A 25,467-nucleotide genomic window follows, 5' to 3' on the forward strand; every position below is an offset into this window, starting at 1 on the left:
GTTAACTATTTAAAAACAATTTGCAATATGTTTAATATGAGAATAGGATGATGTTGCTCTTCTGGCTCTGCCAGTATGAGCTGCCCCGCTTGATCGCCGTGGAGGGTTTCCCCCCACGGCTCTTTTTTTGCCTGAAGCTCGCGCCAATGCCACACGCCCGGCAGGGCCGGGCGTGTGGGTGAGGCTGGGGGCCGGCTTCGCTTCAGTCCGGGATTTCATTGGGATTGACGCGCGCTTGCTCCTCCGCGCCCATGCCCAGCTTGCCGCGGATGCAGCCGATATAACGGTTCACGTCCGGACCGCCGCCGTGGCGCTGCGCATGCCAGATCATTTCGCCCAGACAGTCCATCATTGAGTGTTGTGCCTGGTGCTCGCTGCCGTGGCGCAAGGCTAGCTGCGCATACAAGGAACGGATGCCGAAGGGTTGGTCGATGGAGCGTTGTTCCTCTATCGCCACATGCAGGCCCAGATGCAGGAAGGGGTTGCTCTGGCCCATTTCCGGCGTCCACTCCTGTTCCATATACTGTTCCGGACGATCCAGAATGGCGTGATACTCCGGGTGGTCTATAAGAATGGGAAGCACCATCTTTTCCAGATCGGACAAGTCCGCGCCGGATTTGGATTTCTGCCAGGTGTCGAAAAAGAAGCGCCGGGCGTCTTGCCGGCTGGGATTGAACAACATTCGGATAGTGCCTGAGTGGATTCTCGGGAGCCCTTATTATACGAGACGGAGGTGGCCATGACCACGCTTTACGATTTCTCCGCCGCGCGCATAGACGGCAGCGAGCAGCCGCTGTCGGCGTACACCGGCCAAGTCGTCCTGGTGGTGAATACCGCCAGCGAGTGCGGTTATACCCGGCAATACGCTGGCTTGCAGGACTTGCAGCAAAGCCTGGGCGACCGCGGGCTGGTGGTGCTGGGTTTCCCCTGCAATCAGTTCGGCGGTCAGGAGCCGGGAGGCGAAGCCGAGATCGAGCGTTTTTGCCGGACACGCTTCGAGGTGAGTTTTCCCTTGTTCGCCAAGCTGGACGTCAACGGGCCGCGAGCGCACCCGCTATGGCGCTGGCTGACTCAGGCCGATTCCACCCATCCGCATCCTGTGAAATGGAACTTCACCAAATTCCTGATCGATGGCAAGGGCAGGGTGCTCAAGCGTTACGAGCCGGCGGTGGAGCCGCATGAACTGCTGGAGGATATCAAGGCCTTGCTGCCTAGAGAGGACTGAGACCCGCCGCTGGCGGCGGGTCCGGGCGGGCATCAGCGCCGGCGGAAAATCACGTCCCACACGCCGTGGCCCAGCTTGATGCCGCGGGCTTCAAACTTGGTCAGCGGGCGGTAGTCCGGGCGCGGCGCGTAGCCGTCGGCGCTGTTGGCCAGCAGCGGCTGGGCGCTGAAGACTTCCATGATCTGCAGCGCGTAGTCTTCCCAGTCGGTGGCGGCGTGCAGGTAGCCACCGGGTTTGAGCTTGGTGATCAGCTTTTCCACCAGCGGCGCCTGGATCAGGCGGCGCTTGTTATGGCGTTTCTTGTGCCACGGGTCGGGGAAGAATATGTGCACGCCGTCCAGGCTGCCGTCGGCCAGCATATGGTCCAGCACCTCCACCGCGTCGTGGCGGATGATGCGCAGATTGCTCAATTCCTTTTCCGCGATCAGCTTGCACAGATTGCCGACGCCGGGCGAGTGCACTTCCACGCCAAGATAGTCCTTGTCCGGATTGGCCGCGGCGATTTCGGCGGTGGCGCCGCCCATGCCGAAGCCGATCTCCAGAATCTTGGGCGCCGCGCGACCGAAGGCCTGTTCCAGGTCGACGCGCTCGGGGCGGTATTCGATGCCCCAGCGCGGCATGCCTTCATCCATCGCGCGCTGTTGGCCGGGAGACAGGTGGCCTTGACGTAGTACAAAGCTGCGGATGGCGCGTTGAAATGCCGGATTTTCCATAGAGTGAAGCCTGCTGAAAACTCAAAAAAACCGCGATGTTACCGAATCTTGGCCGTCGAGGCGAGCACGGCGGTGATGCGTTCCGGCGCTTGGGCCAGCGCGGCCAGATAGTCGGCGGTGCTTGGCCAGCGCAGCCGGGGTAGCAATTCGCTGCGCAGGCGTCGGTTGTCCAGCCGCCGCGATTCCGCCAGATAAGACCATAGACCCGCGGAGAGCTGGCTACGGACGGCGTCGCGGGGCAGCAGCGGCGGCAGTGGCAGCGTCAGAGTGGCGGATAGTTGGCGATACCAGGCGCTGACTTGCAGCGGTTGATCGTCGCAGGCATTGTAGACGCGGCTTCCGCCGCGGCATTGTTGCAGCGCCGCCACGCAGGCGGCGGCGAGGTCGTCGGCGTGGATGTGGTTGCTCCAACTGTCTTCCTCGGGAACGATCAGCGGGGCCTGGGTGGCGAAGCGGCTCAGCGGCAGGCGCTCGTCAGCGTAAATGCCCGGCGCGCGCAACACCACGAGCTGGCTGCCGTGGGCGGCGGCGAAGCGGCGCAGCTGGGTCTCGGCGTCCAGCCGACGCCAGGCGCGGTCGTTGCGCGGACGGGGGCGGGCGCTTTCGTTCAGCCAGGCGCCACCGGCGTCGCCGTACACGCCGCTGGTGCTGATGTAGACCAAGCGCTGTGGTATCCTGCAACCTTTTGCCAACGCAGACAACAACTTGCGCATGCGCAAGTCCTTGCGGCCGGTTTCCTGGGGGGGAGCGGTCAGCAATAGATCGTCGGCCAGGCCGGCCAGCCGGCGCAAAGAGGCGGGATGGTCCAGGTCGCCGCGGATGGGCGTGACGCCCTGACGGCGCAGTTCCGCCGCCGCGGCGCTGGAGCGGCATAGCGCCAGTACCCGCCAGTGGCGGACCAGTTCAGGCAGGGCGCGGCGCGCGACATCGCCGGCGCTGATGATCAGCAAGGTTCGCATAGTGCGCATTGTAGCCAGATATCGAGTAGAGGAAATAGATGACAGCGCAGGTGAAAGTGCTCCCCAGTGGGCACACATTTGGCGTCGAGCCGCATGAAACTGTTTTGGAGGCGGCGCTGCGCCAGGGCGTGGGCCTGCCCTACGGCTGCCGTGACGGCGCCTGCGGCGCTTGCAAGGGTAAAGTGCTGGAAGGCGAAGTGAGCCAGGACGGTTACCAGGAAAAAGCCTTGACCGAGGCAGAGCGCGCCCAGGGCATGGCGCTGTTCTGTTGTTCCCGGCCGCAGGGCGACATCACCATCGAGGCGCGCGAAGTGGCCGGCGCCGGCGATATCCAGATCAAGACCCTGCCGTGCCGCGTCGAGAAGATAGAGAAGATCCACGACGTGGCGGTGCTCAAGCTCAAGCTGCCGGTGTCGGAGCGCCTGCAGTTCAAGGCGGGTCAATACATCGACATCCTGATGAAGGATGGCAAGAAGCGTAGCTTCTCCATCGCCAATGCGCCGCACGACGACGCGTTTCTGGAACTGCATATCCGTCACCAGCCCGGTGGTTCCTTCTCCGATTATGTGTTCAGCCAGATGAAGGAGCGCGAGATCATGCGCTTCAAGGGACCGCTGGGTTCCTTCTTCCTGCGCGAGGATTCCGACAAGCCCATCATCTTCGTTGCCAGCGGCACCGGTTTCGCGCCGGTCAAGGGCATTATCGAACACGCGATCCACAGCGGCATCCAACGCGAGATGGTGTTCTACTGGGGCGCGCGCACCAAGGCCGACCTTTATATGGCCGAACTGGCCGGTGGTTGGCAGGCACAGAACCCCAACATCACCTTCATCCCGGTGCTGTCCGACGCGCTGCCTGGCGACGAGTGGGCGGGCCGCGTCGGCTTTGTTCACCAGGCGGTGCTGGAAGACTTCGCCGATCTGTCCGGTTACCAGGTCTATGCCTGCGGCGCGCCGGTCATGGTGGAGGCGGCGCATGGCAGCTTCACCCGCGAGTGCGGCTTGCCGGAAGATGAGTTCTTCTCCGACGCCTTCTTCCTGTCCAAGGACATGAGCGGCAGCAAGTAAGGGAATGACAGCGGACGTTTTTTTATGTGCCGACGTCGCGAACTGTATTGCTGAATTTAAAACTGTAATGATCTAAATTACTGATTTTTCAGAAAAGAGCCCTTGGCGATAGCCAAGGGCTTTGTTATTTGTCTTGCATCAAATTTACGAATAATGCCGTTTGATTTGGGTCAATGGATTCCAGGCAGGACTGGCTAAGATGAGGGTCAAGAAACCTACATGGGGCATGGCCCCGGATTAAGGAGTAGCGATGGAACTTCTGACTCTGCTTCTCTCCGACGACGTCGGTATTTTGAGCCTGGTGACCATTGTGGTGACCACGCTGGTGGTGTTGGGCGCTTTGGTGGCGATTTTCAAGAATGTGAAAAAGCCGGAATAGGGCGTCCACCTGGACAGTCTTTAATCAATCCTCTTGATGTGTGTGTTGGTGGATGCGGTGGTGGGCCGCATCCACTTTTTTTTTGCTCCGTCGCTCAGCATTCATGCTTTGCCTGCACTTGCCGCTTTTCTTGCCTTGTTCCAAATATCGGCTGGCTGCTGGCTGATTCCCCCTCCGACACCAAGCGTGCTTTTTCCGTTTTGATGATTCCATTGCCGGCTGATATTGCGTTTTATTTATAAGAAAAATTAAATTCATAGTTAATTAACTATTTTGTGCGCAGCAACATGGATTGCCCTGCTATTTGGGAGCAGGGCTTTTATAAAGCTTTTGTTCTATTGTCCGTATGGGGCGGATGCGATGTAACAGCGCTATTTGACGCAGGTCAAACGGATGTTCGACTGTTCTGGCGATGACTAAATCCGGGGTATACCATTGTCTCAGATGATAAGAATTTAATTATATAACAACAGATTTGCAGGTTAATGTACTCTCACGGAGAACGAAAATGTCTACGGAAACTGAAACCCAAGGCGGCGGCGCTCCCAAGCTCAAGCTTGGCGCGCTGACCGCTCTGGTGGTGGGCTCCATGATCGGCGGCGGTATCTTCTCATTGCCGCAGAACATGGCCGCGGGCGCCGGAGCCGGCGCCATCCTGATCGGTTGGGTCATCACCTTCTTCGGGATGCTGACCCTGGCATTCGCCTTCCAGATGTTGGCCAATCGCAAGCCGGAAGTGGAAGGCGGCGTGTATGGCTACGCCAAGGCGGGCTTCGGCAACTACATGGGCTTCAACTCGGCCTGGGGTTACTGGATTTCGGCCTGGATCGGCAATGTGTCCTACTTTGTGGTGATGTTCTCGGCGCTGGCCTTCTGGTTCCCGGTGTTCGGCGAGGGCAATACCACCACCGCCATCGTCTGCGCGTCCATCCTGTTGTGGGCCTTGCACTTCCTGGTGCTGCGCGGCGTGCATGGCGCGGCCTTCATCAACACCATTACCACCGTGGCCAAGCTGGTGCCGCTGGCGCTGTTCATCCTGCTGGTCATTTTCGCCTTCAAGGTGGAGACCTTTAATCTGGACTTCTGGGGTTCGGCCAAGCTCGGCTCGGTCGTTGATCAGGTCAAGAGCACCATGCTGGTGACGGTGTGGGTGTTCATCGGCATCGAAGGCGCGTCGATGTTCTCCAGCCGTGCGGAAAACATGAAAGAAGTGGGCAAGGCCACCGTGATCGGCTTCCTGCTGACCATCGCCCTGCTGGTTGCGGTATCGGTGCTGTCGCTGGGCGTGATGTCCCAGACTGAATTGGCCGCGCTGAAGAACCCGTCCACCGCTTATGTGCTGGAAAAAGCCATCGGTCCCTGGGGCGCCAACCTGATGAACGCGGGTCTGGTGATTTCGGTGGGCGGCGCGCTGCTAGCCTGGACGCTGCTGGCTTCCGAAGCGCCCTACCTGGCGGGCAAGGACGGCGTGATGCCCAAAGTGTTCGGCACCACCAATGCCAATGGCTCCCCGGCCGCCTCGCTGTGGCTGACCAACGGCCTGATCCAACTGTTCTTGATCATCACGCTGTTCAGCTCCGCGGGCTACCTGGCGCTGCTGTCGCTGGCCACCTCGATGATTCTGATTCCCTACCTGTTGTGTGCCGGCTATGCCTTGCTGGTGGCCAAGCGCGGTGAAGGCTACGCCCAGGGCGAGTCCAGCGGCAAAGAGTTCAGCATCGCTGCCATCGCCTCGGTCTACGGCATCTGGCTGATCTACGCCGCCGGCCTGAAGTATCTGTTCCTGTCCATGGTGCTGTACGCCCCGGGCCTGCTGTTCTACCTGTGGGCTCGCAAGGAACGCGGCGAGAAAGCATTCACCGGCGCCGAAGCGGTACTGGCGGCACTGATAGTAGTGGCGGGCTTGTTCGCCGCCTATGAACTGGCTACCGGAGCGCTGACGCTCTAAGCCGGAACCCTGTAGCAGATTACCGGAGGCGCGCGAGATCCACGGGCCTCCACCAGCTCCCCCAATATCATTAAGGAGTTTGTCATGACCAAGTTTGGTGTTCATTCCGAGTGCGGCAAGTTGCGAACTGTGATGGTGTGCCGTCCTGGCCTGGCGCATAAGCGCCTGACCCCGGACAACTGCCACGGCCTGTTGTTCGATGACGTGATCTGGGTGGAACGCGCACAAAAAGACCATGCTTACATGGTCGAGCAAATGCGCTCCCGCGGCATCGAAGTGGTGGAAGTGCATGAGGCGCTGGCCAAGGTATTGGATGACAAGGCTTCCCGCGCCTGGATCCTGGATCGCAAGGTCAAGGCCGACAACGTAGGTATCGGCATGCTGCACGATCTGCGCAGCTGGCTGGATGAAATGCCGTCTTCACAACTGGCCGAGCACATGGTGGGCGGTATCGCCAAGTTCGAACTGCCATTCGACCCGAAAGGCCTGTTCGGCGGCTATCTGGACCAGTCCGAGTTCGTGCTGCCGCCGGTGCCGAACAGCCTGTTCCAGCGCGACCCGTCTTGCTGGATCTATGAGGGCGTGACGCTGAACCCGATGTACTGGCCGGCTCGCCGTCAGGAAACCCTGATCCTGCAATCCATCTACAAATTCCATCCGATGTTCGCCGGCAAGGTGAAAGTATGGTGGGGTGACTGCGACCAGGAACATGGCCCGGCCACGCTGGAAGGCGGCGACGTGATGCCTATCGGCAACGGCGTGGTGCTGATCGGCATGGGCGAACGCACCAGCCCGCAGGCCGTGGTGCAAGTGGCCAAGCGCGTGCTGGGCAAGGAAGGCGGCGCCACTCGCGTGATCGCTTGCCAGATGCCTAAGTCCCGCGCGGCGATGCACCTGGACACCGTGTTCAGCTTCCTCGACATCGACCTGCTGTCGCTGTTCCCGGACGTGGTGGACGACATCACTTGCACCAGTATGTACGCCGGTGATCGTGAAGGTGAAATCCGTTTCGAACGCCACGAAGGCGTGCACCTGGTGGAAGTGGTGCGCCAGGCGCTGGGTCTCAAGGAAATCCGCGTGATCCAGACCGGCGGCGACGCCTACCAGCGCGAACGCGAGCAGTGGGACGACGGCAACAACGTGGTGGCGCTGGATCGCCGCGTGGTGGTGGCTTATGACCGCAACACCTACACCAACCGCCTGATGCGCGAGCATGGCGTGGAAGTGATCGAGATTCCGGCTTCCGAGCTGGGCCGCGGCCGCGGCGGCGGTCACTGCATGACCTGCCCGATCACTCGCGACGAAGTGAAACTGTAATTCAGCTGTAGTGTCCCGGCCGCGGGCGCGGCCGGGAGGAAAACCCAAGATTCATGTGCAAAAAGACAGGTTGACCGCCGGTTTCCCCGGAAACGACGGCCGGCTTGCCCAGACTCTAATCAGGAGCAATATCATGGCTTTCAATCTGCGCAACCGTAACTTCCTCCGCATGCTGGACTTCACCCCGCGCGAAATCCGCTACATGCTCGACCTGGCCCGCGACCTGAAGCGCGCCAAGTACACCGGCACCGAACAGCAGCACCTGAAGGGCAAGAACATCGCCCTGATCTTTGAAAAAACCTCTACCCGCACCCGTTGCGCGTTTGAAGTGGCCTGCTACGACCAGGGCGCCAACGTGACTTACCTTGGGCCGTCCGGTTCGCAAATCGGCATCAAGGAATCGATGAAGGATACCGCCCGCGTGTTGGGCCGCATGTACGACGCGATCGAATACCGCGGCTTCGACCAGCACATGGTGGAAACCGAGCTGGCCAAGTTCGCCGGCGTGCCGGTATACAACGGCCTGACCGATGAATGGCACCCGACCCAGATGCTGGCCGACGTGCTGACCATGTGGGAAAACAGCGACAAGCCCATCTCCCAGATCAGCTACACCTACCTGGGCGACGCCCGCAACAATATGGGCAACTCCCTGCTGGTGATCGGCGCCAAGCTGGGCATGGACGTGCGCATCGGCGCGCCCAAGCACCTGTGGCCGACCGACGAACTGGTTGCTCAGTGCCGTGAAATCGCCGCCAAGACCGGCGCGCGCATCACCTTGACCGAAGATGCCAAGGCCGCGGTCAAGGGCACCGACTTCATCCACACCGACGTATGGGTGTCCATGGGCGAGCCGGCCGAAGTCTGGGCCGAACGCATCAAGCTGCTGAAGCCTTACCAAGTGAACGCCGCGCTGATGGCCGCCGCCGAAAACCTGCAAGTGAAGTTCATGCACTGCCTGCCGGCCTACCACAACAGCGAAACCAAGGTGGGCAAGGAAATCGCCGCGCAATACCCGGACCTGGCCAACGGCATCGAAGTGACCGAGGATGTATTCGAGTCCGAAGCTTGCATCGCCTTCGAGCAGGCGGAGAACCGCATGCACACCATCAAGGCCATCCTGGTGGCCACGCTGGGCGATTGATCCGGCCCTAGGCATCCCTAGCTGCACTTTTGCCGGCCAAGGCTTCCCTGACCGGGAACCTTGGCCGGTTTCACATCAAGAACGCGGCTCGCCGTTGCAAATGGCGGGCGCGGCAGTAAAAAAGGAACAGAATATGCGAGTCGTCGTAGCTCTGGGCGGCAATGCCCTGCAACGTCGCGGCGAGGCCATGACCGCCGACAACCAGCGCGCCAACGTCAAAGTGGCCGCCGAACAACTGGCCGGCGTGACCCGCTTGGGCCACAACCTGGTGATGTGCCACGGCAACGGGCCGCAAGTGGGCCTGCTGGGCCTGCAGAACGATGCCTACGCCCGCCACGTGGACGAAAAAGTGACGCCCTATCCGCTGGACGTGCTGGGCGCGCAGACCGAAGGCATGATCGGCTACATGGTCGAGCAGGAGCTCGGCAATGTGCTGCCGTTCGAAGTGCCGATCGCCACCATCCTGACCCAGACCGAAGTGGATGCCAACGATCCGGCCTTCAAGAACCCGACCAAATTCGTCGGCCCGGTCTACAGCAAGGAAGAAGCCGACAAGCTGGCCGCGGAAAAAGGCTGGACCGTGAAGGCCGATGGCGAATACTTCCGTCGCGTGGTGCCCAGCCCGAAACCGAAGCGCATCTTCGAAATGCGCCCGATCAAATGGCTGATCGAAAAAGGCGTGGTCGTGATCGCGGCCGGCGGCGGCGGCATTCCCACCATGTACGAGGGCGACAAGCTGGTGGGCGTGGAAGCGGTGATCGACAAGGATCTGGCCTCGGCCTTGCTGGCGCGTGAAATCGACGCTGATTATTTTGTGATCGCCACTGACGTGAAAAGCGTGTTCGTCGGCTGGGGCACGCCGGAAGCCAAGGCCATCAAGCAGGCGCATCCGGACGAAATGGACAAGCTGGGTTTCGCCGCCGGCTCGATGGGCCCGAAAGTGGAGGCCGCTTGCGAGTTCGCCCGCCTGACCGGCAAGAAAGCGGTGATCGGCGCGCTGGAAGACATCGAGAAGATCGTCAAGGGCGAGGCCGGCACGGTGATCTCCACCGAGAAGGCCGGCATCAGCTGGTACTGAATCGCGAGTGCTTAGCCAAGCGTCAAGGGCTGCCGTCAGGCAGCCTTTTTTTTTATCTCAGCCCAGCAGCTTGGCGCGATGCAGACGGATGAAGTCCTGCCCGGCCTGGTAGCCGATTTGGTATAGCTGGGACAGATTGGAGTAGGACCAGTCCAGTTCCTGCTGCTGGCGCTCGGGATCGATCAGCGCGTCGAACTGGATCTTCAATACCTCGGTGCGCGGCCGGCCGTGCTCGTCCTTGTTGTGCAGCGCTTCGAACAACTTCAGGTCGTCGCGCGCGATTTCGGTCAGCGGGGTGATGATGGACTGTACCCAGGCATCGTAGAGATTGCGCGGCGGGTGCAGCAAGCGATCGCTGCCCAGCACGTCGAACACCAGGGTGTAGTCGATGTGGTGATGATCGCGGAACAGCTGCTTGAAGTTCAGCGTGTCGATGGCGGCGCCCTCGATGTAATCGCCGTCGTCCAGGCGGTATGGCGGGTAGATGAAGGGGAAGGACAGCGCGGCCAGGAAGTGTTCGTGGCTGATCTCGCTCTTGTCCCAGCAGCGCATCTCGCCGTGGCTGATATTGAAGGCGTTCAGATAGAACTGCGGCGCAATCTGGCGCAGGCGTTCAAAATCCACCACTTGTTCGATGAAGGGCACGTGCGCGCACAGCCCTTGGCTGGACGGCGTCAGATCGCTGGGGCACAGCGTGGCCAGCAGCAGCGAAGTCCAGTCGGCCAGCAGCCGTTGCCATGGTCCCTGGTCGGCCTGTTGCTGAATGCTCTGCAGCAGCGGATTCTGGCTCTGCCAGCTGCGCCACAACTCGGCGGCGGGGCCCGGCTTGTTGAACACCTTGTAGTTGACCGGCAGCAGTTGGTAGATGGGGTCGGACACGCCCAGATCGGACAAGCGACGCAAATTGTCCAGCGGCGTGCCCTTGCGCGGCGCCGCGTACAAGAGGCCGACGATGGCGCCGGCGCCGGAGGCGGAGATGATGTCGAACTCGACGCCGGCCTCGGTCAGCGCCACCAGCGCGCCGGCCATCAGGGTTGCATTTGGGGCGCCACCGCCCAATACCAGCGCGATGCTGGGCTTGTTTGCTATTGCCATGAAGATCCCCGTGGTGAGTCGCCGCTGCTGCGCCATGCGTTGACGATGCGTTCGCGACGCAGTTTCATGTCATTGCCATGCTTGAATTATGGATGCTGGCCGGCATTCCGCAATGCAATATGGCATGGGATGTGATGGAAACTATTGTTGCAAGAAAGATGCACTACTCAACTGTTTGTCATTGAGCAATGAAAGATACCTTGCGCTGCAAGGTAGTGGTTCGTATAGTGCAATCACTAGCAGATTGATGCCTTGGTCCGATTAGCTATCGTGTAATGCAAGATAGTGACGGGTAGCCGGACCGGGCGGTTTCAAGGAAGGACGAAATGAAAACCCAGTTGAAGAAGGGGACTCTGGACATGTGCGTATTGGCGGTTTTGGCCCAGTCCGACAGCTATGCCTACGAACTGGTCAGCAAATTGTCGCAAACGATGGAAATCAGCGAAGGCACGATCTATCCGCTGATGCGCCGGCTGCAGAATGAATCCTGGGTCAGCACCTATCTGGTCGAGTCGGCATCCGGACCATCGCGCAAGTACTACACGCTGAGCGAGACGGGCAGACGGGAACTTGAAGTGATGCGGGGCGAGTGGCGGGAATTCGTCAATGAAGTGAACAGCGTATTGAGTCGTCTGCCGGTGGCAGACCAGTCGGGAGAACAATAATCATGAACCGCAAGACATTCTTGAGCCAGCTGGAACAGGCGCTGGCGGGCATGCCGGCCGAGGAAATCGGCGAAATCCTCGCCGACTACCAAGAGTATTTCCATGACGCGCTGGAGGCTGGTCGCGCGGAGGACGAAGTGGTGGCCGCGCTGGGCAGCCCGCAGAAACTGGCCAAGGAGTTGAAGGCGCAGGCGCGTTACCGTCAATGGGAGAACCATCGCTCCATCGGCAACCTGATGCGGGTGGTCGCGGCGGTGGCAGGCTTGGGGGTGTTGAACTTCTTCCTGGCGCTGCCCTTCATGCTCTATCTGCTATGCCTGTCCATCGGCTACATGGTGTCCGGCAGCTTGCTGATCGCTGGCGTGGTGGTGGTGGCGGCCTGGGGCGGCAACACCTTGTTTGGCTGGCCGGAGCTGGAGCCCAGCTTGTCGCCCAAGGGTGGCGACTTTGAGTTGCAAGTGCGTCCGGCCGGCGAACTGGTGCATGGCGTCACCTTGAGACAGGGCCGGGTGGTGCTGAACCTGGACCCGGATGAGAGCGCCAGCCTGCGCACCCGCGCCGGCGATCCGGTTGCCGTCAGCTACGACGACGGCGAACTGAGAGTGGATGCCAGCGCTCCGGCGGCGCGGCGCTTGATCCAGCAGGAGGGCGAGCACGCGGTCAGCGTGGAGCGCGCGGAACTGAAATCGCTGGTGCTGGTGTCGGGTGACGGTGATCGCATGGAGTTGGTGCAGGGCGGTGACGGGGAGTCGCTGCGTTGGCGGATGATTTCGGCGGAGGCTGCCACCAGCATGGGGGAGGCCAGCAAGCCGACCAATCTGGTGCTGCGCGATGGCGACAGCTCGCTGGTGATCCGCGACAACCGGCTGTCGTTGAACGATGGCGACGGGCATTTCGAGATCGACGGCATCCCGGGCTTGTCCCTGCGGAGTTCAGCGGCGGTAAGCGGCTTCATCCTGTTGGTGATAGGCGCGCTGGGGCTGATGTTCTGCCTGTGGCTGACGCGGCTGACCTGGCGTGGCCTGGTGAATTATGTGCGCTATCAAATGGACTTGGTGGCAGGTAAAGGGGTGGGCGGTAACGTGGTTTGACTCGCTGGATCTGAACGGAATTTGGGAGAGAAACATGAAACACGATGCATGCATTCAACAGTTGCAACTGACCATGGTGCGCTTGCCGGAAGCGGAGCTGCGCAAGATCCTGGATGAATACCGCGACTACATCCGCGATGCGGTGGCGGACCCACGCAATGAGGGCCGGCTGATCGCCGCATTGGCGGATTCCCGGCAGTTGGCGGTTGCGGCCTTTGCCCGGCGGCGTCTGCTGCGCGCCCAGTGCGCGCGCCTGGCTCGCCACGCGCTGGGTGGGATGGCCGCCGCCTGCGGCGTGGTGGCGATGTATTGGCTGTTTCTGCAATGATGGACGAGCGCCGCCGGTTCTGCGGCGGCTTCGACACTAAAAAGAAGGAGATGCGTGATGAAGAGGGAAACGATGCTGGCGCTGGCGGGCCTGTTGTGGACCGGAGCGGCGCTGGCCGCCGAGGGGACGATAGACAAGCTGGTGATCAAGGGTGACGCGGCGGTGCTGAAGCTGAGCACGGATGCGCAGAAGCCCTACCGGCTGGACCTGAACAAGAGCGGCTGGGACGAGGGCAAGTGCAGCGCCCAGGCACGGCAGGAGGGCGGCGTGGTCACCATCACGGTCAAGCTCAATGACAAGCTGCTGGGTAAGAGTTGCCGCTTGGAAATCGCCGGTAATCTAAAGCCGGGCAAGCTGCTGGAAGTCAGCCTTAACGCGGTCAAGGGTTCGATCAACGGCGAATACAAGGCGGTCAGCGTGGACAGCCAGGCGCTGGAGTTGGAGCTGGCCGGCAAGGCCGGTAATCTGACTTTGGCCGGCAGCGCGATCAAGGCACAGGCCAAGGGCGCTTACGACAAGCTGGTGTTGAAGGGGCAGGCGTTGAAACTGGGCTTTGAAGGCCGCAGCCGCGAACTCAGCCTGGACGGCCAGGCGGTGAAGGCGGAGTTGAAACTGACCGATCCCAAGCCCAGCGGCACCTTGGCGCTGGACGCGACCTCGGGCTCCTTGAAGCTGTCGTTGCCGAAATCCGCCAGCCTGCAATACGAGGTGCGCGGCACCGCGTCGGCGGTGGACAGCAAGCTGCCCAGCACCGCGGGCGCGCCGCTCAAACTGAACGCGCGCGGCCAGGCCTTGAAGGTAGAGGTGGTGGCCGACTGAGGCAGGCTGGGATCAAAGCGAAACGGAGCCCTGAGGCTCCGTTTTCACATGGCGCTAGCGGATGCTTAGTAAGCGCAGACGGTGAACAGCTCCAGGCCGCCATCGCGCACCAGCTTGCCGCCGCCTAGCTCCGGCAACTCAATGATGGCGGCCGCTTCCAACACATCGGCGCCCATGCGCTTGAGCAGCTTGTAGCCGGCCATCATGGTGCCGCCGGTGGCGACCAGATCGTCGATCAGGATCACGCGGTCGCCGGGCTTGCAGGCGTCGGTGTGCATTTCCACCGCGGCATTGCCGTATTCCAGCTCGTATTCCTCTTCCACCGTGGTGAAGGGCAGCTTGCCGCGCTTGCGGATCGGCACGAAACCGACGTTCAGCTCATAGGCCAGCACCGAGCCGATGATGAAGCCGCGCGCGTCCAGGCCCGCCACCAGGTCCACCTTCTCCATCATGTAGCGGTGCACATAGATGTCGATCAGCATGCGGAAGGTTTTGGGGTTCTGCAGCAGCGGGGTGATGTCGCGGAACATCACGCCTTGTTGCGGCCAGTTGGGCACAGTGCGAATCCAGCCCTTCAGATAGCTGGAGTAGTCGAGATTACTAAGGTTTTCCATGGCCTAATTGTACTTCGAAATGAAGAGAGTCGCGGCGCGGCCCGCAAGAAAAAGCCCGCCGCGCGGCGCGGCAGGCTTGGGGTCCGCATCAATTATTGATGTTTCAGTGGAAGAAAGCCAGCTTGAATACCCACAGCGCGGCAATGATCAGCACCGGCGGCTTGAGGTCGGCGAAGCGGCCGGCCAGGATCTTGATCACCGCGTAGCTGATGAAGCCGAAGGCGATGCCGTCGGCGATGGAGAAAGTGAACGGCATCGCCAGCGCGGTCATCACCGCCGGCGCGGACTCGGTCAGGTCGCTCCAGTCGATCTCGGCCAGGCCGCGCGCCATCAGCACCGCCACATAGCACAGCGCCGGAGCGGTGGCGTAGGCGGGCACGGTGGCTGCCAGCGGCGACAGCCACAGCGAAGCCAGGAACAGCAAGGCCACCACCATGGCGGTCAGGCCGGTACGGCCGCCGACGGCGGTGCCGGCGGCGGACTCCACATAGGCGGTGGTGGACGAAGTGCCCATCACCGCGCCGGCGGTGATCGCCACCGAGTCGGCCAGCAGCGCGCGCTTCAGGCGCGGCAGCTTGCCGTCCTTGTCCAGTAGGCCGGCGCGATGCGATACGCCGACCAGGGTGCCGGTGGTGTCGAACAGGTCAACGAAGAAGAAGACAAAGATCACACCGATCAGGCCGGCTTGCAGCGCGCCGGCGATGTCCATCTGCATGAAGGTCGGCGCCATGCTGGGCACCGGCGCCACCACGCCCTTGAACGGAGACAGGCCCATGGCGATGGACAGCACCGTCACCACCAGGATGCCGATGATGATGGAGCCCGGCACCTTGCGGTATTCCAGCGCCACGATCAGGAAGAAACCCAGGATGGCCAGCAGGGTGGTGGGCTTGTGGATGTCGCCCAGGGTCAGATAGGTTTCCGGATGCGGCGCGATCACGCCGGCGTTCTTCAGCGCGATGATGGCTAGGAACATGCCGACGCCGGCTGAGATGGCGAATTTCAGCGACTGCGGGATCGCGTTGACGATGGCCTCGCGCACGCGGAACAGGCTGACCGCCAGGAACACGATGCCGGAGATGAAGACCGCGCCCAGCGCGGTTTCCCACGACAGCCCCATGCCCTTGACCACGCTGAAGGTGAAGTAGGCGTTCAGGCCCATGCCCGGCGCCAGCGCGATCGGGTAATTGGCCACCAGGCCCATGATGGCGGTGCCCAGCGCGGCCGCCAGACAGGTGGCGACGAAGACCGCGTTCAGGTCCATGCCGGTGCTGGACAGGATCAAGGGATTGACCAGGATGATGTAGGCCATGGTCAGGAAGGTGGTAAAGCCGGCGATGACTTCCGTCTTCACCGTGGTGCCGTTTTCTTTCAGCTTGAAGAAGCTGTCAAGGAATTGCATGGCGAAACGCGCTCCAGGGGCGATAGGGATAGAAAAAACGTGCCATTTTATTCAGCCTGAAGAGATTTACCTAAATCTTGACGTGAAAATAACTTGGCGATTAACAGCGGATGGCGGCTTGTGGTATTCTGGAGAATTACTCATTTGGCAGGAAAACACCTTCTCATGAGCCAGCCAACCGGTAATATCTTTATCGTGGTCGCTCCGTCCGGCGCGGGGAAAACCTCGCTGGTGGCGGCGCTGCTAGCCGCCGAGCCTACGGTGGAACTGTCCATTTCCTATAGCACGCGCCCGCCGCGCACGGGAGAGGTGGACGGCAAGCATTATCACTTCGTCGATCAGGCGGTCTTCAAGTCCATGATAGACCGTGGCGATTTCCTCGAGCACGCCGAAGTCTACGGCAACTACTATGGCACCAGCGCGCCGTGGATACGCAGCCGCCTGGACGTGGGGCAGGACATTCTGCTGGAGATAGACTGGCAGGGCGCCGAGCAGGTGCGCAAGACCTTCCCGGACGCGATCGGCATCTTCATCGCGCCGCCGTCGATCGAAGAGTTGGAGCGCCGTCTGCGCGGCCGCGCCACCGACAGCGAGGAAGTGATCCGTCGCCGGCTGGCTTCCGCCCGCGCCGAGATCGACAAGATCGCCGAGTACGACTACATCGTGGTCAATGACGATTTCGAACGTGCCCGGCTCGACTTGATCAGCATCGTGCGCGCCAACCGCCTGCGCAGCGCCATTCAGTGTCGCAAGCTGGCGACCATGCTGGCGCGCATGGGGCAGGGCGGCTGAACGCCAGTTCGCCTCCGACCTGTGCCGCTGTTGGTGAGTCGGCTAAAATTTAGATATAGTGATCCCTCTGGGCGTTGCTGCGGCCGCGAGCATGGCGACCGACAACGCCCTTGGCAACTTGATTGGAAAGAAAACACATGGCCCGTATTACTGTTGACGATTGCCTGGACCGCATCCAGAACCGTTTCGACCTGACCCTGGCCGCCGCCTACCGCGCGCGCCAGGTTGCTTCCGGCGCCAGCCCCTTCGTTGAAGCCGGCCGCCACAAGCCCACCGTCGTCGCGCTGCGTGAAATCGCCGCCGGCCACGTCGGCAAGGAAGTTCTGAGCCGCGGCAAAGCCTGATAGCAAGTGGGTGGTGGGTTATGGCAACCGGCATTGAGGATGAAATCGACTACGACGCCCTGATCGACAGCGAAGCGCAAGCGTTCTTCGAGTCGGTCGCGCGTTATCTCAAGCCGGAAGACGTCCAGCTGTTGCGGCAGGCTTTCGAGGTCAGCCGCGCGGCCCATGAAGGGCAGACCCGCAAGAGCGGCGAGCCCTACATCACCCATCCGCTGGCGGTGGCCGGCATGCTGGCCGAGTGGCGGCTGGACGTGCAGGGTCTCGCCGCCGCCTTGCTGCATGATGTGCTGGAAGACACCGGCGTCACCAAGCCGACGCTGATCGAGAAGTTCGGCAAGATCATCGCCGATCTCGTCGATGGCCTGTCCAAGCTGGAGCGGCTGGAGTACCAGACCAAGGAAACCGCGCAAGCGGAAAGCTTCCGCAAGATGGTGCTGGCGATGGCGCGCGACATCCGCGTCATCATCGTCAAGCTGGCTGACCGGTTGCACAATATGCGCACGCTGGACTCCATGCGCGAGGACAAGCGCCGCCGCATCGCGCTGGAAACCCTGGAAATCTACGCGCCGATCGCCAACCGCATCGGCCTGAACAAGGTTTACCGCGAGCTGCAGGACCTGGCGTTCAAGCACTTGCATCCGCATCGCTATGGCGTATTGTCCAAGGCGGTGCGCGCCGCGCGCGGCAATCGCCGCGAAGTGGTGACCAAGATTTTGCAATCGGTCAGCCAGAAGCTGGTGCAGAGCAATATCGAAGCCACCATCAAGGGGCGGGAAAAGAACCTCTACAGCATCTACAAGAAAATGCAGGAGAAACACCTGTCGTTTTCCGAGGTGCTGGACATCTATGGCTTCCGCGTCGTCGTCAACGACATTCCCGGCTGCTATCTGGCGCTGGGCGCGTTGCACAGCCTGTACAAGCCGATTCCCGGCAAATTCAAGGATTACATCGCCATTCCCAAGGGCAATGGCTACCAGAGTTTGCACACCACCTTGTTTGGCCCCTATGGCACGCCGGTGGAAATGCAGATCCGTACCCGCGAGATGAACAGCGTCGCCGAGGCCGGCGTCGCCTCGCACTGGATGTACAAGAGCGGCGACGGTGTCAATACCGCGCAGCAGCGCACCCATCAGTGGCTGCAGAAAATCCTCGACATGCAGGAGGAGAGCGACGATCCGGTCGAGTTCCTCGAGCACATCAAGATCGATCTATTCCCGGACGAGGTCTATGTGTTCACGCCCAAGGGCAAGATCATGGTGATGCCGCAAGGCGCCACTCCGGTGGACTTCGCCTACGCGGTGCATACCGATGTCGGCCACCGCTGCATCGCCGCCCGCGTCAACCACGCGCTGGTGCCGCTGCGCACCGTGCTGCGCAATGGCGACACCGTGGAAATCATCACCTCCACCCAGGCCAAGCCCAATCCGTCCTGGCTGACCTTCGTGCAAAGCGGTCGCGCCCGCTCCGGCATCCGCAATTATCTGAAGAGCCTGCAGCAGGAAGAGGCGGTGGGTCTGGGCGAGAAACTGCTGAAGCAGGCGATAGGCGCGCTGGCGGTGACGCCGCTGGCCTTGAGCGATGAGTTGTGGGTGGAGTATCTGGCCGCCTTCGGCGAGAAGCTGGCTTCGCACAAGGAAGTGCTGGCCGACATCGGCGCCGGCAAGCTGATGCCCATCGTGGTGGCGCGACGCTTGCTGGAACTGGCCGGCGAACGCTTGGGCGAGGAAGTGAAAGTGGGGCCGGTGACCATACGCGGCAACGAGGGCGGCATGGTGCAGCTGTCGCCGTGTTGCAATCCGCTGCCGGGCGACGACATCCTCGGGGTGATCACCAAGGGCCAGGGTCTGGTCATCCACCGCAAGGGCTGCCCGAACGCACGGCGCGCCGATCACGACAAGCTGCTGGACGTCAACTGGGAAGCGCAGCGCGACCGCATGTTCGGCGTCACCGTCGGCGTGTTGTCCCGCAACGAGCGCGGCGCGCTGGCCGATATCGCCACCGCGATCTCCCAGGCCTCGGCCAATATCGAAAGCGCCGACACCCAGGACAGCAGCCGCGATGGCGACGGCTTGTTCAATATCCACTTCCGCTTGCAAGTGGAAGGCGTCGAACATCTGGAGCGGGTGCTGGGCGCGATCAGGCTGCTGCCGGTGGTGCAGCGCGTGCAACGGAGATAAGACATGCTGACACTTAGGATCAACGGCGAGAGCCGGCAGTTGGACGCGGTGGCCTGCGTGGCCGACCTCGTGGTGGCGCTGGGCCTGAGCGGCAAGCGCGTGGCGCTGGAAAAGAATGGCGAGATCGTGCCGCGCAGCCAATACCCGAAGGTGGGGCTGGCGGACGGCGACGAGCTCGAAATCGTAGTGGCCGTCGGCGGAGGCTGAGCGGCAAGCTGACAGAGGTGCAGAAGTGGCGGATCAACTGATCATCGCAGGCAAGGCCTATAATTCGCGTTTGCTGGTGGGTACCGGCAAATACCGGGATTTCGAGGAAACCGCGCAAGCGCTGGATGCGTCCGGCACCGAAATCGTCACCGTCGCGATTCGCCGGGTCAACCTGGGGCAGAATGCCGGTGAGCCCAATTTGCTGGACTTTTTGCCGAAAAACCGGTATAACCTTCTCCCCAATACGGCGGGATGCTATTCCGCCGATGACGCCATTCGTACTTTGCGTCTGGCCAGGGAGCTTCTGGATGACCATCGTTTGGTCAAGCTGGAAGTGCTTGGCGACCCGAATACCTTGTTCCCCAACGTCAGGGAAACGCTGAAGGCCGCCGAAGTGCTGGTCGCCGAAGGTTTCGACGTGATGGTGTATACCTCGGATGATCCCATCATCGCCCGCGAGCTGGAGCAAATGGGCTGCTGCGCCATCATGCCGCTGGCCAGTCTGATCGGCTCTGGCATGGGTATTTTGAATCCGTGGAATTTGAAGTTGATTATCGAGCAGTCCAGGGTTCCCGTGCTGGTTGACGCTGGCGTTGGCACCGCGTCCGACGCGGCGATCGCCATGGAGTTGGGCTGCGATGGCGTGCTGATGAACACCGCGATTGCCGCCGCGCAACAACCGGTGTTGATGGCGCATGCCATGAAACAGGCTGTAGAAGCAGGCCGCTCGGCATATCTTGCCGGCCGGATGCCGAAACGTTTTTATAGTGCAGTACCTAGTTCTCCTAGTGAGGGGGTGATTTCTTCCGCCAAGCCGTGATGCGTAAAGCGCCACAGATTACTTGGTCGGAACGCTTCAGACTTTTCCAAACCGCGTAACGTTGTTAAAATGCTGTTTTTTATAGCTCCAGTCACGTCTGGACGCTAGGAACTAAGGATACTTGATTCAATGCCGAACATTCGTGTTAAAGAGAACGAGCCGTTTGAAGTTGCAATGCGCCGCTTCAAGCGCGCAGTGGAAAAAACCGGTCTGCTGACCGAACTGCGCGCCCGCGAGTTCTACGAAAAACCGACTGCCGAGCGCAAGCGCAAGCACGCTGCCGCGGTTAAGCGCCACTACAAGCGCATCCGCAGCCAGATGCTGCCGCCGAAACTCTACTAAGAGTTCCTCCGGTCAGTAAGCAGGACCGCAGGCCTAGCCTGCGGTTTTGCCATTTGTAGTTTCCCGTTTGCAGACTCTGACGGCATGGGTTTTGGATCAGCCCAAAATCAATGTCATCAGGGTTTGAATCTCTATCTGTGCGCACTTGCCGCCCGCGACGGGTGGCGGTCTTCTCCGGAAAGCTAGCAATGAGCCTCAAACAGCGAATCAGCGACGACATGAAATCTGCGATGAAAGCGCGGGAAAGCGACAAATTGGCGGCCATCCGCCTGTTGCTGGCTGCCATCAAGCAGAAGGAAGTGGACGAGCGCGTGGAGCTGGATGATGTCGGCATCGTCGCCGTCATCGACAAGATGCTCAAGCAGCGCCGGGATTCGGTCAGCCAATACGAAGCGGCTCAGCGCCAGGATCTGGCGGACAAGGAAAAATTCGAGATGGACGTGCTGATGGCCTATATGCCGCAGCAATTGTCCGCCGATGAGATCGACGCGCTGGTGGCCAAGGCCATCGCCGACAGCGGCGCCGCCGGTATGCAGGACATGGGCAAGGTGATGGGCCTGTTGCGGCCGCAACTGGCCGGCCGCGCCGACATGGCGCTGGTATCCGCCCGCATCAAGGCCAAGCTGGCCGCCTGAGCCGGATTCGGGCCGCGCAGGCGGCCCGCCTTGGTGACGCTTTTTGATTCCTCAGGATTTCGTTGATCAGTTGTTGTCCCGCGTCGATATCATCGACGTGGTGGATCGTTACGTCCCCTTGAAGAAGGGCGGCCAGAACTATCTGGCCTGCTGCCCCTTCCACAAGGAAAAGTCGCCATCGTTCACGGTGAGCCAGTCCAAACAGTTCTATCACTGCTTTGGCTGCGGCGCGCATGGCTCGGCCATCGGCTTCGTGATGGAATACCAGGGGCTGGGTTTTGTCGATGCCGTCAAGCTGCTGGCCGAAGGCGTCGGCATGCAAGTGCCGGACAGCCGCGCCCACGCCAACCCGGAAGCCAGCCGCGCGGCGCGCGAGCGCAAGCTGTCGCTTGAGCAGATGATGCAGATGGCCGCAGGCTACTACAAGCAGCAGTTGAAATCCGCTCCCAACGCCATTTCCTATCTGAAAGGGCGGGGTTTGAGCGGAGAAGTGGCCGCCCGTTTCGGGCTGGGCTACGCGCCGGATGGCTGGCAGAGCCTGGAAGCGGTATTCCCCGACTATCAGGACGACAAGCTGATCGATACCGGCCTGGTCATCGTCAATGAGGAAAAGGGCCAGCGTTACGACCGCTTCCGCGATCGGGTGATGTTCCCGATTCGCAACCAGCGCGGCGCCATCATCGGCTTTGGCGGCCGAGTGATGGGCAAGGGCGAACCGAAATACCTGAACTCGCCGGAGACGCCGCTGTTCGAGAAGGGCCGCGAGCTGTATGGCTTGTACGAGGCACGCCAGGCGATACGGGATAAAAACCGCGTATTGGTGGTCGAAGGCTATATGGACGTGGTGGCGCTGGCGCAATTCGGCGTCGCTTACGCGGTCGCCACGCTGGGCACCGCCACCACCGGCGAGCACGCGCGCAAGCTGATGCGCCATGCGGACCAAGTCTATTTCTGCTTCGACGGCGACAAGGCCGGACAGAAGGCGGCGTGGCGGGCGCTGGAAAACAGCCTGCCACAATTGCAGGATGGCAAGGCCTTGAATTTCCTGTTCCTGCCGCAGGAACACGATCCGGACAGCTATATCCGCGAGTTTGGCGCGGAAGCGTTCGAAAAAGTATTGGAAGAACAGAGTCTGCCTCTGTCCGTTTACTTCACCCGCGAGCTGTGCCGCGAGGTGAACCTGACCACGCCGGAGGGCAAGGCCGACCTGATTCGCCAGGCCGCCCCCCTGCTGGCACAGATTGCCGCTCCGGCTCTCGGCTTCATCATCAAGAAAAGACTGGCGGAACTCGCCGGTGTGGATGTCGACGAATTCGACATGTTGACGACAGGCCAGAAGAAACCGGAGCGCAAGGGCAAGCGGGAATACCGTTTGCCGGAGGCATCGCATCGCCCACCTCAGGCGTCCATTGTGACGCGGCTGATCAAATGGCTGCTGCTGAACCCGGCTTGGGCCGGCGATGTGCGTTTGCCGGACAGCATGGCACTGTCCGATGAGCTTGCTTGTTTTGCCATGTTGGCCGAATGCGTGCAAGGGCACGACCAGCCGCCGAATACGGCGCAATTGATGGAAAGCCTGCGTGGCACTCCATATGAAGGGCTGGTGGATAGTGTTCTGCAGCAGGCCATGCAGGATCCGGACGAGTTTGCCGATCCCAGCGAGGAAGACAGACAGCAGTTTCAGGACGGCGCGGCCAAGCTCCTGAAAATGATGCGTCAAACTCAGGTGGAGCGGCTAAAACAAAAAGACCGGAACGAAGGCCTGACTCCGGAAGAAGTCAGATTGTTAGGGGAATTGCTGCGGGATTTGCTGGCGCCGAATGTTTGACGACGTCGCCTTACCGCGGCAGACCGCTTGGCGGCCGGGCATGCCCGGCGCGCCGACAAGCGATGCAGCGGCTTTTTGAAAGCGCCCCGCAGGGCTACACAAACAGCATTGCTTGCTTGTGTTATTATCAACTGTTTTTTTCGGCTTATTTCAAGCAGGAAGCGAAATGGCGGCCTCTCCCGAAAATCAAAAAGATGTGCAGGAAAACGAAACCGAAGTGATGAGCCTGGAAGAGCAGCGTAAACGCCTGCGCCAGCTGATCGCCTTGGGCAAGGAGCGTGGGTATCTGACCTACGCGGAAATCAACGACCACCTGCCGGAAGATGTGTCCGACGCAGAGCAGATCGAAAACATCGTCACGATGATTGCCGGTCTGGGCATCCAGGTTTACGACGAAGCGCCGGATGCCGACACGCTGCTGATGTCCGACTCCACCCCGCCGGTGGCCGACGAAGACGCCGTGGAAGAAGCCGAAGCGGCGTTGTCCTCGGTGGATTCCGAGTTCGGTCGCACCACGGACCCGGTGCGCATGTATATGCGCGAGATGGGTTCGGTGGAACTGCTGACCCGCGAAGGCGAGATCGAAATCGCCAAGCGCATCGAAGATGGCCTGAAATACATGATTCAGGCGATCTCGGCTTGTCCGGGCACCATCGCCGAAGTGCTGGAGCTGGTGGAACGCGTCAGCCGCGACGAGGTGCGCGTCGACGAGGTCGTCGACGGCTTCATCGACCTGAACGCGCCTACCGAAGCGGACGCGGCCTATGCCGAGCCGGTGGACGAGGATGAGCTGCTCGACGCCGAGGAAGAGGAAGAAGAGGAAGGCGAAGAGGAAGACGGCGAAGCCGGCGATGCTTCCGGCGTCAACCTGGAAGAACTGAAGCAGCAAGCGCTGGAACACTTCACCGGCGTGCGCATGCTGTTCGACAAGATGGTCAAGGTGCTGTCCAGCAAGGGTGCCCAGAGCAAGGAATACCTGGAGCTGCAGGACGCGATCACCACCGAGTTCATGCTGGTGCGCTTCTCCACCCGTCAGGTGGAAAGCCTGTGCGACTCGCTGCGCAGCCGCGTCAATGAAATCCGCACCTACGAACGCGACATTCAGGACATCTGCGTCAGCCGCGTGCGCATGGAGCGTGCCCACTTCATCAAGGTGTTCCCGGGCAACGAGACCAATACGGATTGGGTCGAAACCGAAATCAATTCGGGCAAGGCCTGGGCCGAGGCGTTGACTCGCTTCAAGTACGCGATCATTGAAAAGCAGACCAAGCTGTCCGAACTGCAGGACCGCGCGATGCTGCCGATCAAGGCGCTGAAGGAAATCAACCGCCAGATGTCGGCGGGCGAATCCAAGGCGCGCCGCGCCAAGAAAGAGATGATCGAGGCCAACCTGCGCCTGGTGATCTCGATTGCCAAGAAGTACACCAACCGCGGCCTGCAATTCCTCGATCTGATCCAGGAAGGCAATATCGGCCTGATGAAGGCGGTGGACAAGTTCGAATATCGTCGCGGCTACAAGTTCTCGACCTATGCCACTTGGTGGATTCGCCAGGCGATCACCCGCTCCATCGCGGACCAGGCGCGCACCATCCGCATTCCGGTGCACATGATCGAGACCATCAACAAGATGAACCGCATCAGCCGTCAGATTCTGCAGGAAACCGGCCACGAGCCGGATCCGGCCGAGCTGGCGGAAAAGATGGAAATGCCGGAAGAGAAGATTCGCAAGATCATGAAGATTTCCAAGGAGCCCATCTCCATGGAAACGCCGATCGGCGATGACGACGATTCCCATCTGGGCGACTTCATCGAAGACCAGAACAACCTGGCGCCGTCCGATGCTGCGATGTATTCCAGCCTGAAGGACGCCACCAAGGAAGTGCTGGACACGTTGACGCCGCGCGAAGCCAAGGTGCTGCGCATGCGTTTCGGCATCGACATGAACACCGACCATACGCTGGAAGAGGTGGGCAAGCAGTTCGATGTGACGCGTGAGCGTATTCGTCAGATCGAAGCCAAGGCATTGCGCAAGCTGCGTCATCCCACCCGTTCGGAGCGCTTGCGCAGCTTCCTGGACAATGAGCCGGGCGGCCAGTGATCTGATTGCGACACCGGTCTAGGCTAATGGTCTGAACGGTATGAAAACCCCAAGCTGTCGGTATTCGGCGCTTGGGGTTTTGCTTTTGGGCTGTTATAATGCGCTGCTCTGGGCCTCTAGCTCATGCTTGGTTAGAGCAGCGGACTCATAATCCGTTGGTGCGGGGTTCGACTCCCCGGGGGCCCACCAGGATTCCCGCAAATCGTGCGGCGGCGCATGCCGCATGTAAAACAAAAAGCCGACGATTCGTCGGCTTTTTGTTTTTCGGAACCGTGCCGCAGCCGCGACTCCGCGTTTGCTTCGCCATCGAACAGCCCATCTCACTGAATTGATCTTCGCCTATTGATCTCCATGCCAAATGGACGTAGCTTTTAGCTATT

The 25,467-nt window shown here is 60.9% G+C and carries 27 protein-coding genes and 1 tRNA gene; 22 read left to right on the forward strand and 6 right to left on the reverse strand.

The window, feature by feature from the left end; all coding sequences use genetic code 11:
- Positions 1–202: 202 nt before the first annotated feature.
- The gene (locus LQT98_RS14840) at positions 203–682 is read right to left on the reverse strand and encodes a DUF1841 family protein (protein ID WP_048409581.1); all 480 of its coding nucleotides are present in this window, start codon (positions 680–682) and stop codon (positions 203–205) included.
- A 57-nt stretch (positions 683–739) separates the two neighbouring features.
- Here LQT98_RS14840 and LQT98_RS14845 point away from each other — a divergent pair, with 57 nt between their 5' ends.
- Positions 740–1,225, forward strand: a complete 486-nt coding sequence (locus tag LQT98_RS14845; RefSeq protein ID WP_048409582.1) for a glutathione peroxidase — start codon at positions 740–742, stop codon at positions 1,223–1,225.
- 32 nt (positions 1,226–1,257) lie between these two features.
- Here the strand turns inward: LQT98_RS14845 and trmB are convergent, their stop codons facing one another.
- Positions 1,258–1,938, reverse strand: a complete 681-nt coding sequence (gene trmB, locus LQT98_RS14850) for a tRNA (guanosine(46)-N7)-methyltransferase TrmB (protein WP_231463221.1) — start codon at positions 1,936–1,938, stop codon at positions 1,258–1,260.
- Between the two features lie 38 nt (positions 1,939–1,976).
- On the reverse strand, positions 1,977–2,897 hold the full coding sequence (locus LQT98_RS14855) for an NAD-dependent epimerase/dehydratase family protein (RefSeq protein WP_231463223.1): 921 nt from the start codon (positions 2,895–2,897) through the stop codon (positions 1,977–1,979).
- A gap of 38 nt (positions 2,898–2,935) precedes the next feature.
- Here LQT98_RS14855 and LQT98_RS14860 point away from each other — a divergent pair, with 38 nt between their 5' ends.
- The 6 genes from LQT98_RS14860 to arcC all read left to right on the forward strand — a co-directional run bounded on the left by LQT98_RS14860 (position 2,936) and on the right by arcC (position 9,830).
- Complete coding sequence (locus LQT98_RS14860) at positions 2,936–3,964, forward strand: CDP-6-deoxy-delta-3,4-glucoseen reductase (protein WP_231463225.1); 1,029 nt, start codon at positions 2,936–2,938, stop codon at positions 3,962–3,964.
- A 250-nt stretch (positions 3,965–4,214) separates the two neighbouring features.
- On the forward strand, positions 4,215–4,343 hold the full coding sequence (locus tag LQT98_RS14865) for a DUF3149 domain-containing protein (RefSeq protein ID WP_019103856.1): 129 nt from the start codon (positions 4,215–4,217) through the stop codon (positions 4,341–4,343).
- A gap of 508 nt (positions 4,344–4,851) precedes the next feature.
- Entirely contained in the window at positions 4,852–6,291 is a 1,440-nt protein-coding gene (arcD, locus tag LQT98_RS14870) for an arginine-ornithine antiporter (protein WP_048409586.1), read from the forward strand.
- An 84-nt stretch (positions 6,292–6,375) separates the two neighbouring features.
- Entirely contained in the window at positions 6,376–7,608 is a 1,233-nt protein-coding gene (locus tag LQT98_RS14875; protein ID WP_048409587.1) for an arginine deiminase, read from the forward strand.
- A 133-nt stretch (positions 7,609–7,741) separates the two neighbouring features.
- Positions 7,742–8,752 carry an ornithine carbamoyltransferase gene (locus LQT98_RS14880; RefSeq protein ID WP_048409588.1) on the forward strand — a complete coding sequence of 337 codons (1,011 nt, stop codon included), beginning with the start codon at positions 7,742–7,744 and terminating at the stop codon, positions 8,750–8,752.
- Positions 8,753–8,885: 133 nt separating this feature from the next.
- Positions 8,886–9,830, forward strand: coding sequence for a carbamate kinase (gene arcC / locus LQT98_RS14885; RefSeq protein WP_043591311.1), 945 nt, complete (start codon positions 8,886–8,888; stop codon positions 9,828–9,830).
- A 57-nt stretch (positions 9,831–9,887) separates the two neighbouring features.
- On the opposite strand, the gene LQT98_RS14890 is transcribed toward arcC, so the two are convergent.
- Positions 9,888–10,925 (reverse strand): patatin-like phospholipase family protein, encoded by a 1,038-nt coding sequence (locus tag LQT98_RS14890; RefSeq protein ID WP_231463227.1) that lies wholly within the window; start codon positions 10,923–10,925, stop codon positions 9,888–9,890.
- A gap of 326 nt (positions 10,926–11,251) precedes the next feature.
- On the opposite strand from LQT98_RS14890, the gene LQT98_RS14895 reads away from it, so the two are divergent.
- Genes LQT98_RS14895 through LQT98_RS14910 form a run of 4 tightly spaced genes read left to right on the forward strand, consistent with a single transcriptional unit; the run spans position 11,252 to position 13,828 of the window.
- Positions 11,252–11,590: a PadR family transcriptional regulator gene (locus LQT98_RS14895; protein ID WP_048409590.1), complete on the forward strand. Its 339-nt coding sequence runs from the start codon at positions 11,252–11,254 to the stop codon at positions 11,588–11,590.
- A 2-nt stretch (positions 11,591–11,592) separates the two neighbouring features.
- Positions 11,593–12,681, forward strand: coding sequence for a DUF1700 domain-containing protein (locus tag LQT98_RS14900; protein WP_231463229.1), 1,089 nt, complete (start codon positions 11,593–11,595; stop codon positions 12,679–12,681).
- A gap of 34 nt (positions 12,682–12,715) precedes the next feature.
- Positions 12,716–13,009 carry a hypothetical protein gene (locus tag LQT98_RS14905; protein ID WP_156183827.1) on the forward strand — a complete coding sequence of 98 codons (294 nt, stop codon included), beginning with the start codon at positions 12,716–12,718 and terminating at the stop codon, positions 13,007–13,009.
- A 57-nt stretch (positions 13,010–13,066) separates the two neighbouring features.
- Complete coding sequence (locus LQT98_RS14910; protein WP_048409592.1) at positions 13,067–13,828, forward strand: DUF4097 family beta strand repeat-containing protein; 762 nt, start codon at positions 13,067–13,069, stop codon at positions 13,826–13,828.
- Positions 13,829–13,893: 65 nt separating this feature from the next.
- Here the strand turns inward: LQT98_RS14910 and LQT98_RS14915 are convergent, their stop codons facing one another.
- A complete protein-coding gene (locus tag LQT98_RS14915; RefSeq protein ID WP_019103866.1) occupies positions 13,894–14,442 on the reverse strand; it encodes an adenine phosphoribosyltransferase in 549 nt (182 codons plus the stop codon).
- Between the two features lie 103 nt (positions 14,443–14,545).
- Positions 14,546–15,844, reverse strand: a complete 1,299-nt coding sequence (locus LQT98_RS14920; protein ID WP_048409593.1) for an NCS2 family permease — start codon at positions 15,842–15,844, stop codon at positions 14,546–14,548.
- On the opposite strand from LQT98_RS14920, the gene LQT98_RS14925 reads away from it, so the two are divergent.
- The 11 genes from LQT98_RS14925 to LQT98_RS14975 all read left to right on the forward strand — a co-directional run bounded on the left by LQT98_RS14925 (position 15,843) and on the right by LQT98_RS14975 (position 25,276).
- Positions 15,843–16,013: a hypothetical protein gene (locus tag LQT98_RS14925; protein WP_156183828.1), complete on the forward strand. Its 171-nt coding sequence runs from the start codon at positions 15,843–15,845 to the stop codon at positions 16,011–16,013. The genes LQT98_RS14920 and LQT98_RS14925 overlap by 2 nt on opposite strands.
- Entirely contained in the window at positions 16,010–16,636 is a 627-nt protein-coding gene (gene gmk, locus LQT98_RS14930) for a guanylate kinase (protein WP_048409594.1), read from the forward strand. Before LQT98_RS14925 ends, gmk begins: the two co-directional genes overlap by 4 nt.
- Positions 16,637–16,773: 137 nt before the next feature.
- Positions 16,774–16,980, forward strand: coding sequence for a DNA-directed RNA polymerase subunit omega (gene rpoZ / locus LQT98_RS14935; RefSeq protein WP_019103869.1), 207 nt, complete (start codon positions 16,774–16,776; stop codon positions 16,978–16,980).
- 20 nt (positions 16,981–17,000) lie between these two features.
- Entirely contained in the window at positions 17,001–19,157 is a 2,157-nt protein-coding gene (locus tag LQT98_RS14940; RefSeq protein WP_048409595.1) for a RelA/SpoT family protein, read from the forward strand.
- A gap of 3 nt (positions 19,158–19,160) precedes the next feature.
- A complete protein-coding gene (gene thiS, locus LQT98_RS14945) occupies positions 19,161–19,364 on the forward strand; it encodes a sulfur carrier protein ThiS (RefSeq protein WP_269326037.1) in 204 nt (67 codons plus the stop codon).
- Positions 19,365–19,389: 25 nt separating this feature from the next.
- Positions 19,390–20,184 (forward strand): thiazole synthase, encoded by a 795-nt coding sequence (locus tag LQT98_RS14950; RefSeq protein WP_231463231.1) that lies wholly within the window; start codon positions 19,390–19,392, stop codon positions 20,182–20,184.
- Between the two features lie 129 nt (positions 20,185–20,313).
- Positions 20,314–20,526, forward strand: coding sequence for a 30S ribosomal protein S21 (gene rpsU, locus LQT98_RS14955; protein ID WP_039756346.1), 213 nt, complete (start codon positions 20,314–20,316; stop codon positions 20,524–20,526).
- Positions 20,527–20,714: 188 nt separating this feature from the next.
- A complete protein-coding gene (locus LQT98_RS14960) occupies positions 20,715–21,161 on the forward strand; it encodes a GatB/YqeY domain-containing protein (protein WP_231463233.1) in 447 nt (148 codons plus the stop codon).
- 43 nt (positions 21,162–21,204) lie between these two features.
- Complete coding sequence (dnaG, locus tag LQT98_RS14965) at positions 21,205–22,989, forward strand: DNA primase (protein ID WP_048409599.1); 1,785 nt, start codon at positions 21,205–21,207, stop codon at positions 22,987–22,989.
- A 166-nt stretch (positions 22,990–23,155) separates the two neighbouring features.
- Positions 23,156–25,087 carry an RNA polymerase sigma factor RpoD gene (gene rpoD, locus LQT98_RS14970; protein WP_048409600.1) on the forward strand — a complete coding sequence of 644 codons (1,932 nt, stop codon included), beginning with the start codon at positions 23,156–23,158 and terminating at the stop codon, positions 25,085–25,087.
- 110 nt (positions 25,088–25,197) lie between these two features.
- Positions 25,198–25,276 (forward strand) — tRNA-Ile (locus LQT98_RS14975).
- The last annotated feature ends 191 nt before the right edge of the window (positions 25,277–25,467 follow it).

The organism is Chromobacterium aquaticum (genome assembly GCF_021129195.1).
In the GTDB taxonomy this organism is placed as follows: domain Bacteria; phylum Pseudomonadota; class Gammaproteobacteria; order Burkholderiales; family Chromobacteriaceae; genus Chromobacterium; species Chromobacterium aquaticum.

Coding starts and splice junctions, on each gene's coding strand:
- LQT98_RS14960 (WP_231463233.1), top strand. CDS start 20,715: ATGAGCCTCAAACAGCGAATCAGCGACGACATGAAATCTGCGATGAAA.
- LQT98_RS14880 (WP_048409588.1), top strand. CDS start 7,742: ATGGCTTTCAATCTGCGCAACCGTAACTTCCTCCGCATGCTGGACTTC.
- thiS (WP_269326037.1), top strand. CDS start 19,161: ATGCTGACACTTAGGATCAACGGCGAGAGCCGGCAGTTGGACGCGGTG.
- gmk (WP_048409594.1), top strand. CDS start 16,010: ATGAGCCAGCCAACCGGTAATATCTTTATCGTGGTCGCTCCGTCCGGC.
- LQT98_RS14860 (WP_231463225.1), top strand. CDS start 2,936: ATGACAGCGCAGGTGAAAGTGCTCCCCAGTGGGCACACATTTGGCGTC.
- LQT98_RS14920 (WP_048409593.1), bottom strand. CDS start 15,844: ATGCAATTCCTTGACAGCTTCTTCAAGCTGAAAGAAAACGGCACCACG.
- LQT98_RS14915 (WP_019103866.1), bottom strand. CDS start 14,442: ATGGAAAACCTTAGTAATCTCGACTACTCCAGCTATCTGAAGGGCTGG.
- rpoD (WP_048409600.1), top strand. CDS start 23,156: ATGGCGGCCTCTCCCGAAAATCAAAAAGATGTGCAGGAAAACGAAACC.
- LQT98_RS14895 (WP_048409590.1), top strand. CDS start 11,252: ATGAAAACCCAGTTGAAGAAGGGGACTCTGGACATGTGCGTATTGGCG.
- LQT98_RS14865 (WP_019103856.1), top strand. CDS start 4,215: ATGGAACTTCTGACTCTGCTTCTCTCCGACGACGTCGGTATTTTGAGC.
- LQT98_RS14855 (WP_231463223.1), bottom strand. CDS start 2,897: ATGCGAACCTTGCTGATCATCAGCGCCGGCGATGTCGCGCGCCGCGCC.
- LQT98_RS14875 (WP_048409587.1), top strand. CDS start 6,376: ATGACCAAGTTTGGTGTTCATTCCGAGTGCGGCAAGTTGCGAACTGTG.
- LQT98_RS14940 (WP_048409595.1), top strand. CDS start 17,001: ATGGCAACCGGCATTGAGGATGAAATCGACTACGACGCCCTGATCGAC.
- arcC (WP_043591311.1), top strand. CDS start 8,886: ATGCGAGTCGTCGTAGCTCTGGGCGGCAATGCCCTGCAACGTCGCGGC.
- LQT98_RS14905 (WP_156183827.1), top strand. CDS start 12,716: ATGAAACACGATGCATGCATTCAACAGTTGCAACTGACCATGGTGCGC.
- LQT98_RS14900 (WP_231463229.1), top strand. CDS start 11,593: ATGAACCGCAAGACATTCTTGAGCCAGCTGGAACAGGCGCTGGCGGGC.
- rpsU (WP_039756346.1), top strand. CDS start 20,314: ATGCCGAACATTCGTGTTAAAGAGAACGAGCCGTTTGAAGTTGCAATG.
- LQT98_RS14925 (WP_156183828.1), top strand. CDS start 15,843: ATGGCGAAACGCGCTCCAGGGGCGATAGGGATAGAAAAAACGTGCCAT.
- trmB (WP_231463221.1), bottom strand. CDS start 1,938: ATGGAAAATCCGGCATTTCAACGCGCCATCCGCAGCTTTGTACTACGT.
- arcD (WP_048409586.1), top strand. CDS start 4,852: ATGTCTACGGAAACTGAAACCCAAGGCGGCGGCGCTCCCAAGCTCAAG.
- LQT98_RS14845 (WP_048409582.1), top strand. CDS start 740: ATGACCACGCTTTACGATTTCTCCGCCGCGCGCATAGACGGCAGCGAG.
- LQT98_RS14890 (WP_231463227.1), bottom strand. CDS start 10,925: ATGGCAATAGCAAACAAGCCCAGCATCGCGCTGGTATTGGGCGGTGGC.
- LQT98_RS14840 (WP_048409581.1), bottom strand. CDS start 682: ATGTTGTTCAATCCCAGCCGGCAAGACGCCCGGCGCTTCTTTTTCGAC.
- LQT98_RS14910 (WP_048409592.1), top strand. CDS start 13,067: ATGAAGAGGGAAACGATGCTGGCGCTGGCGGGCCTGTTGTGGACCGGA.
- rpoZ (WP_019103869.1), top strand. CDS start 16,774: ATGGCCCGTATTACTGTTGACGATTGCCTGGACCGCATCCAGAACCGT.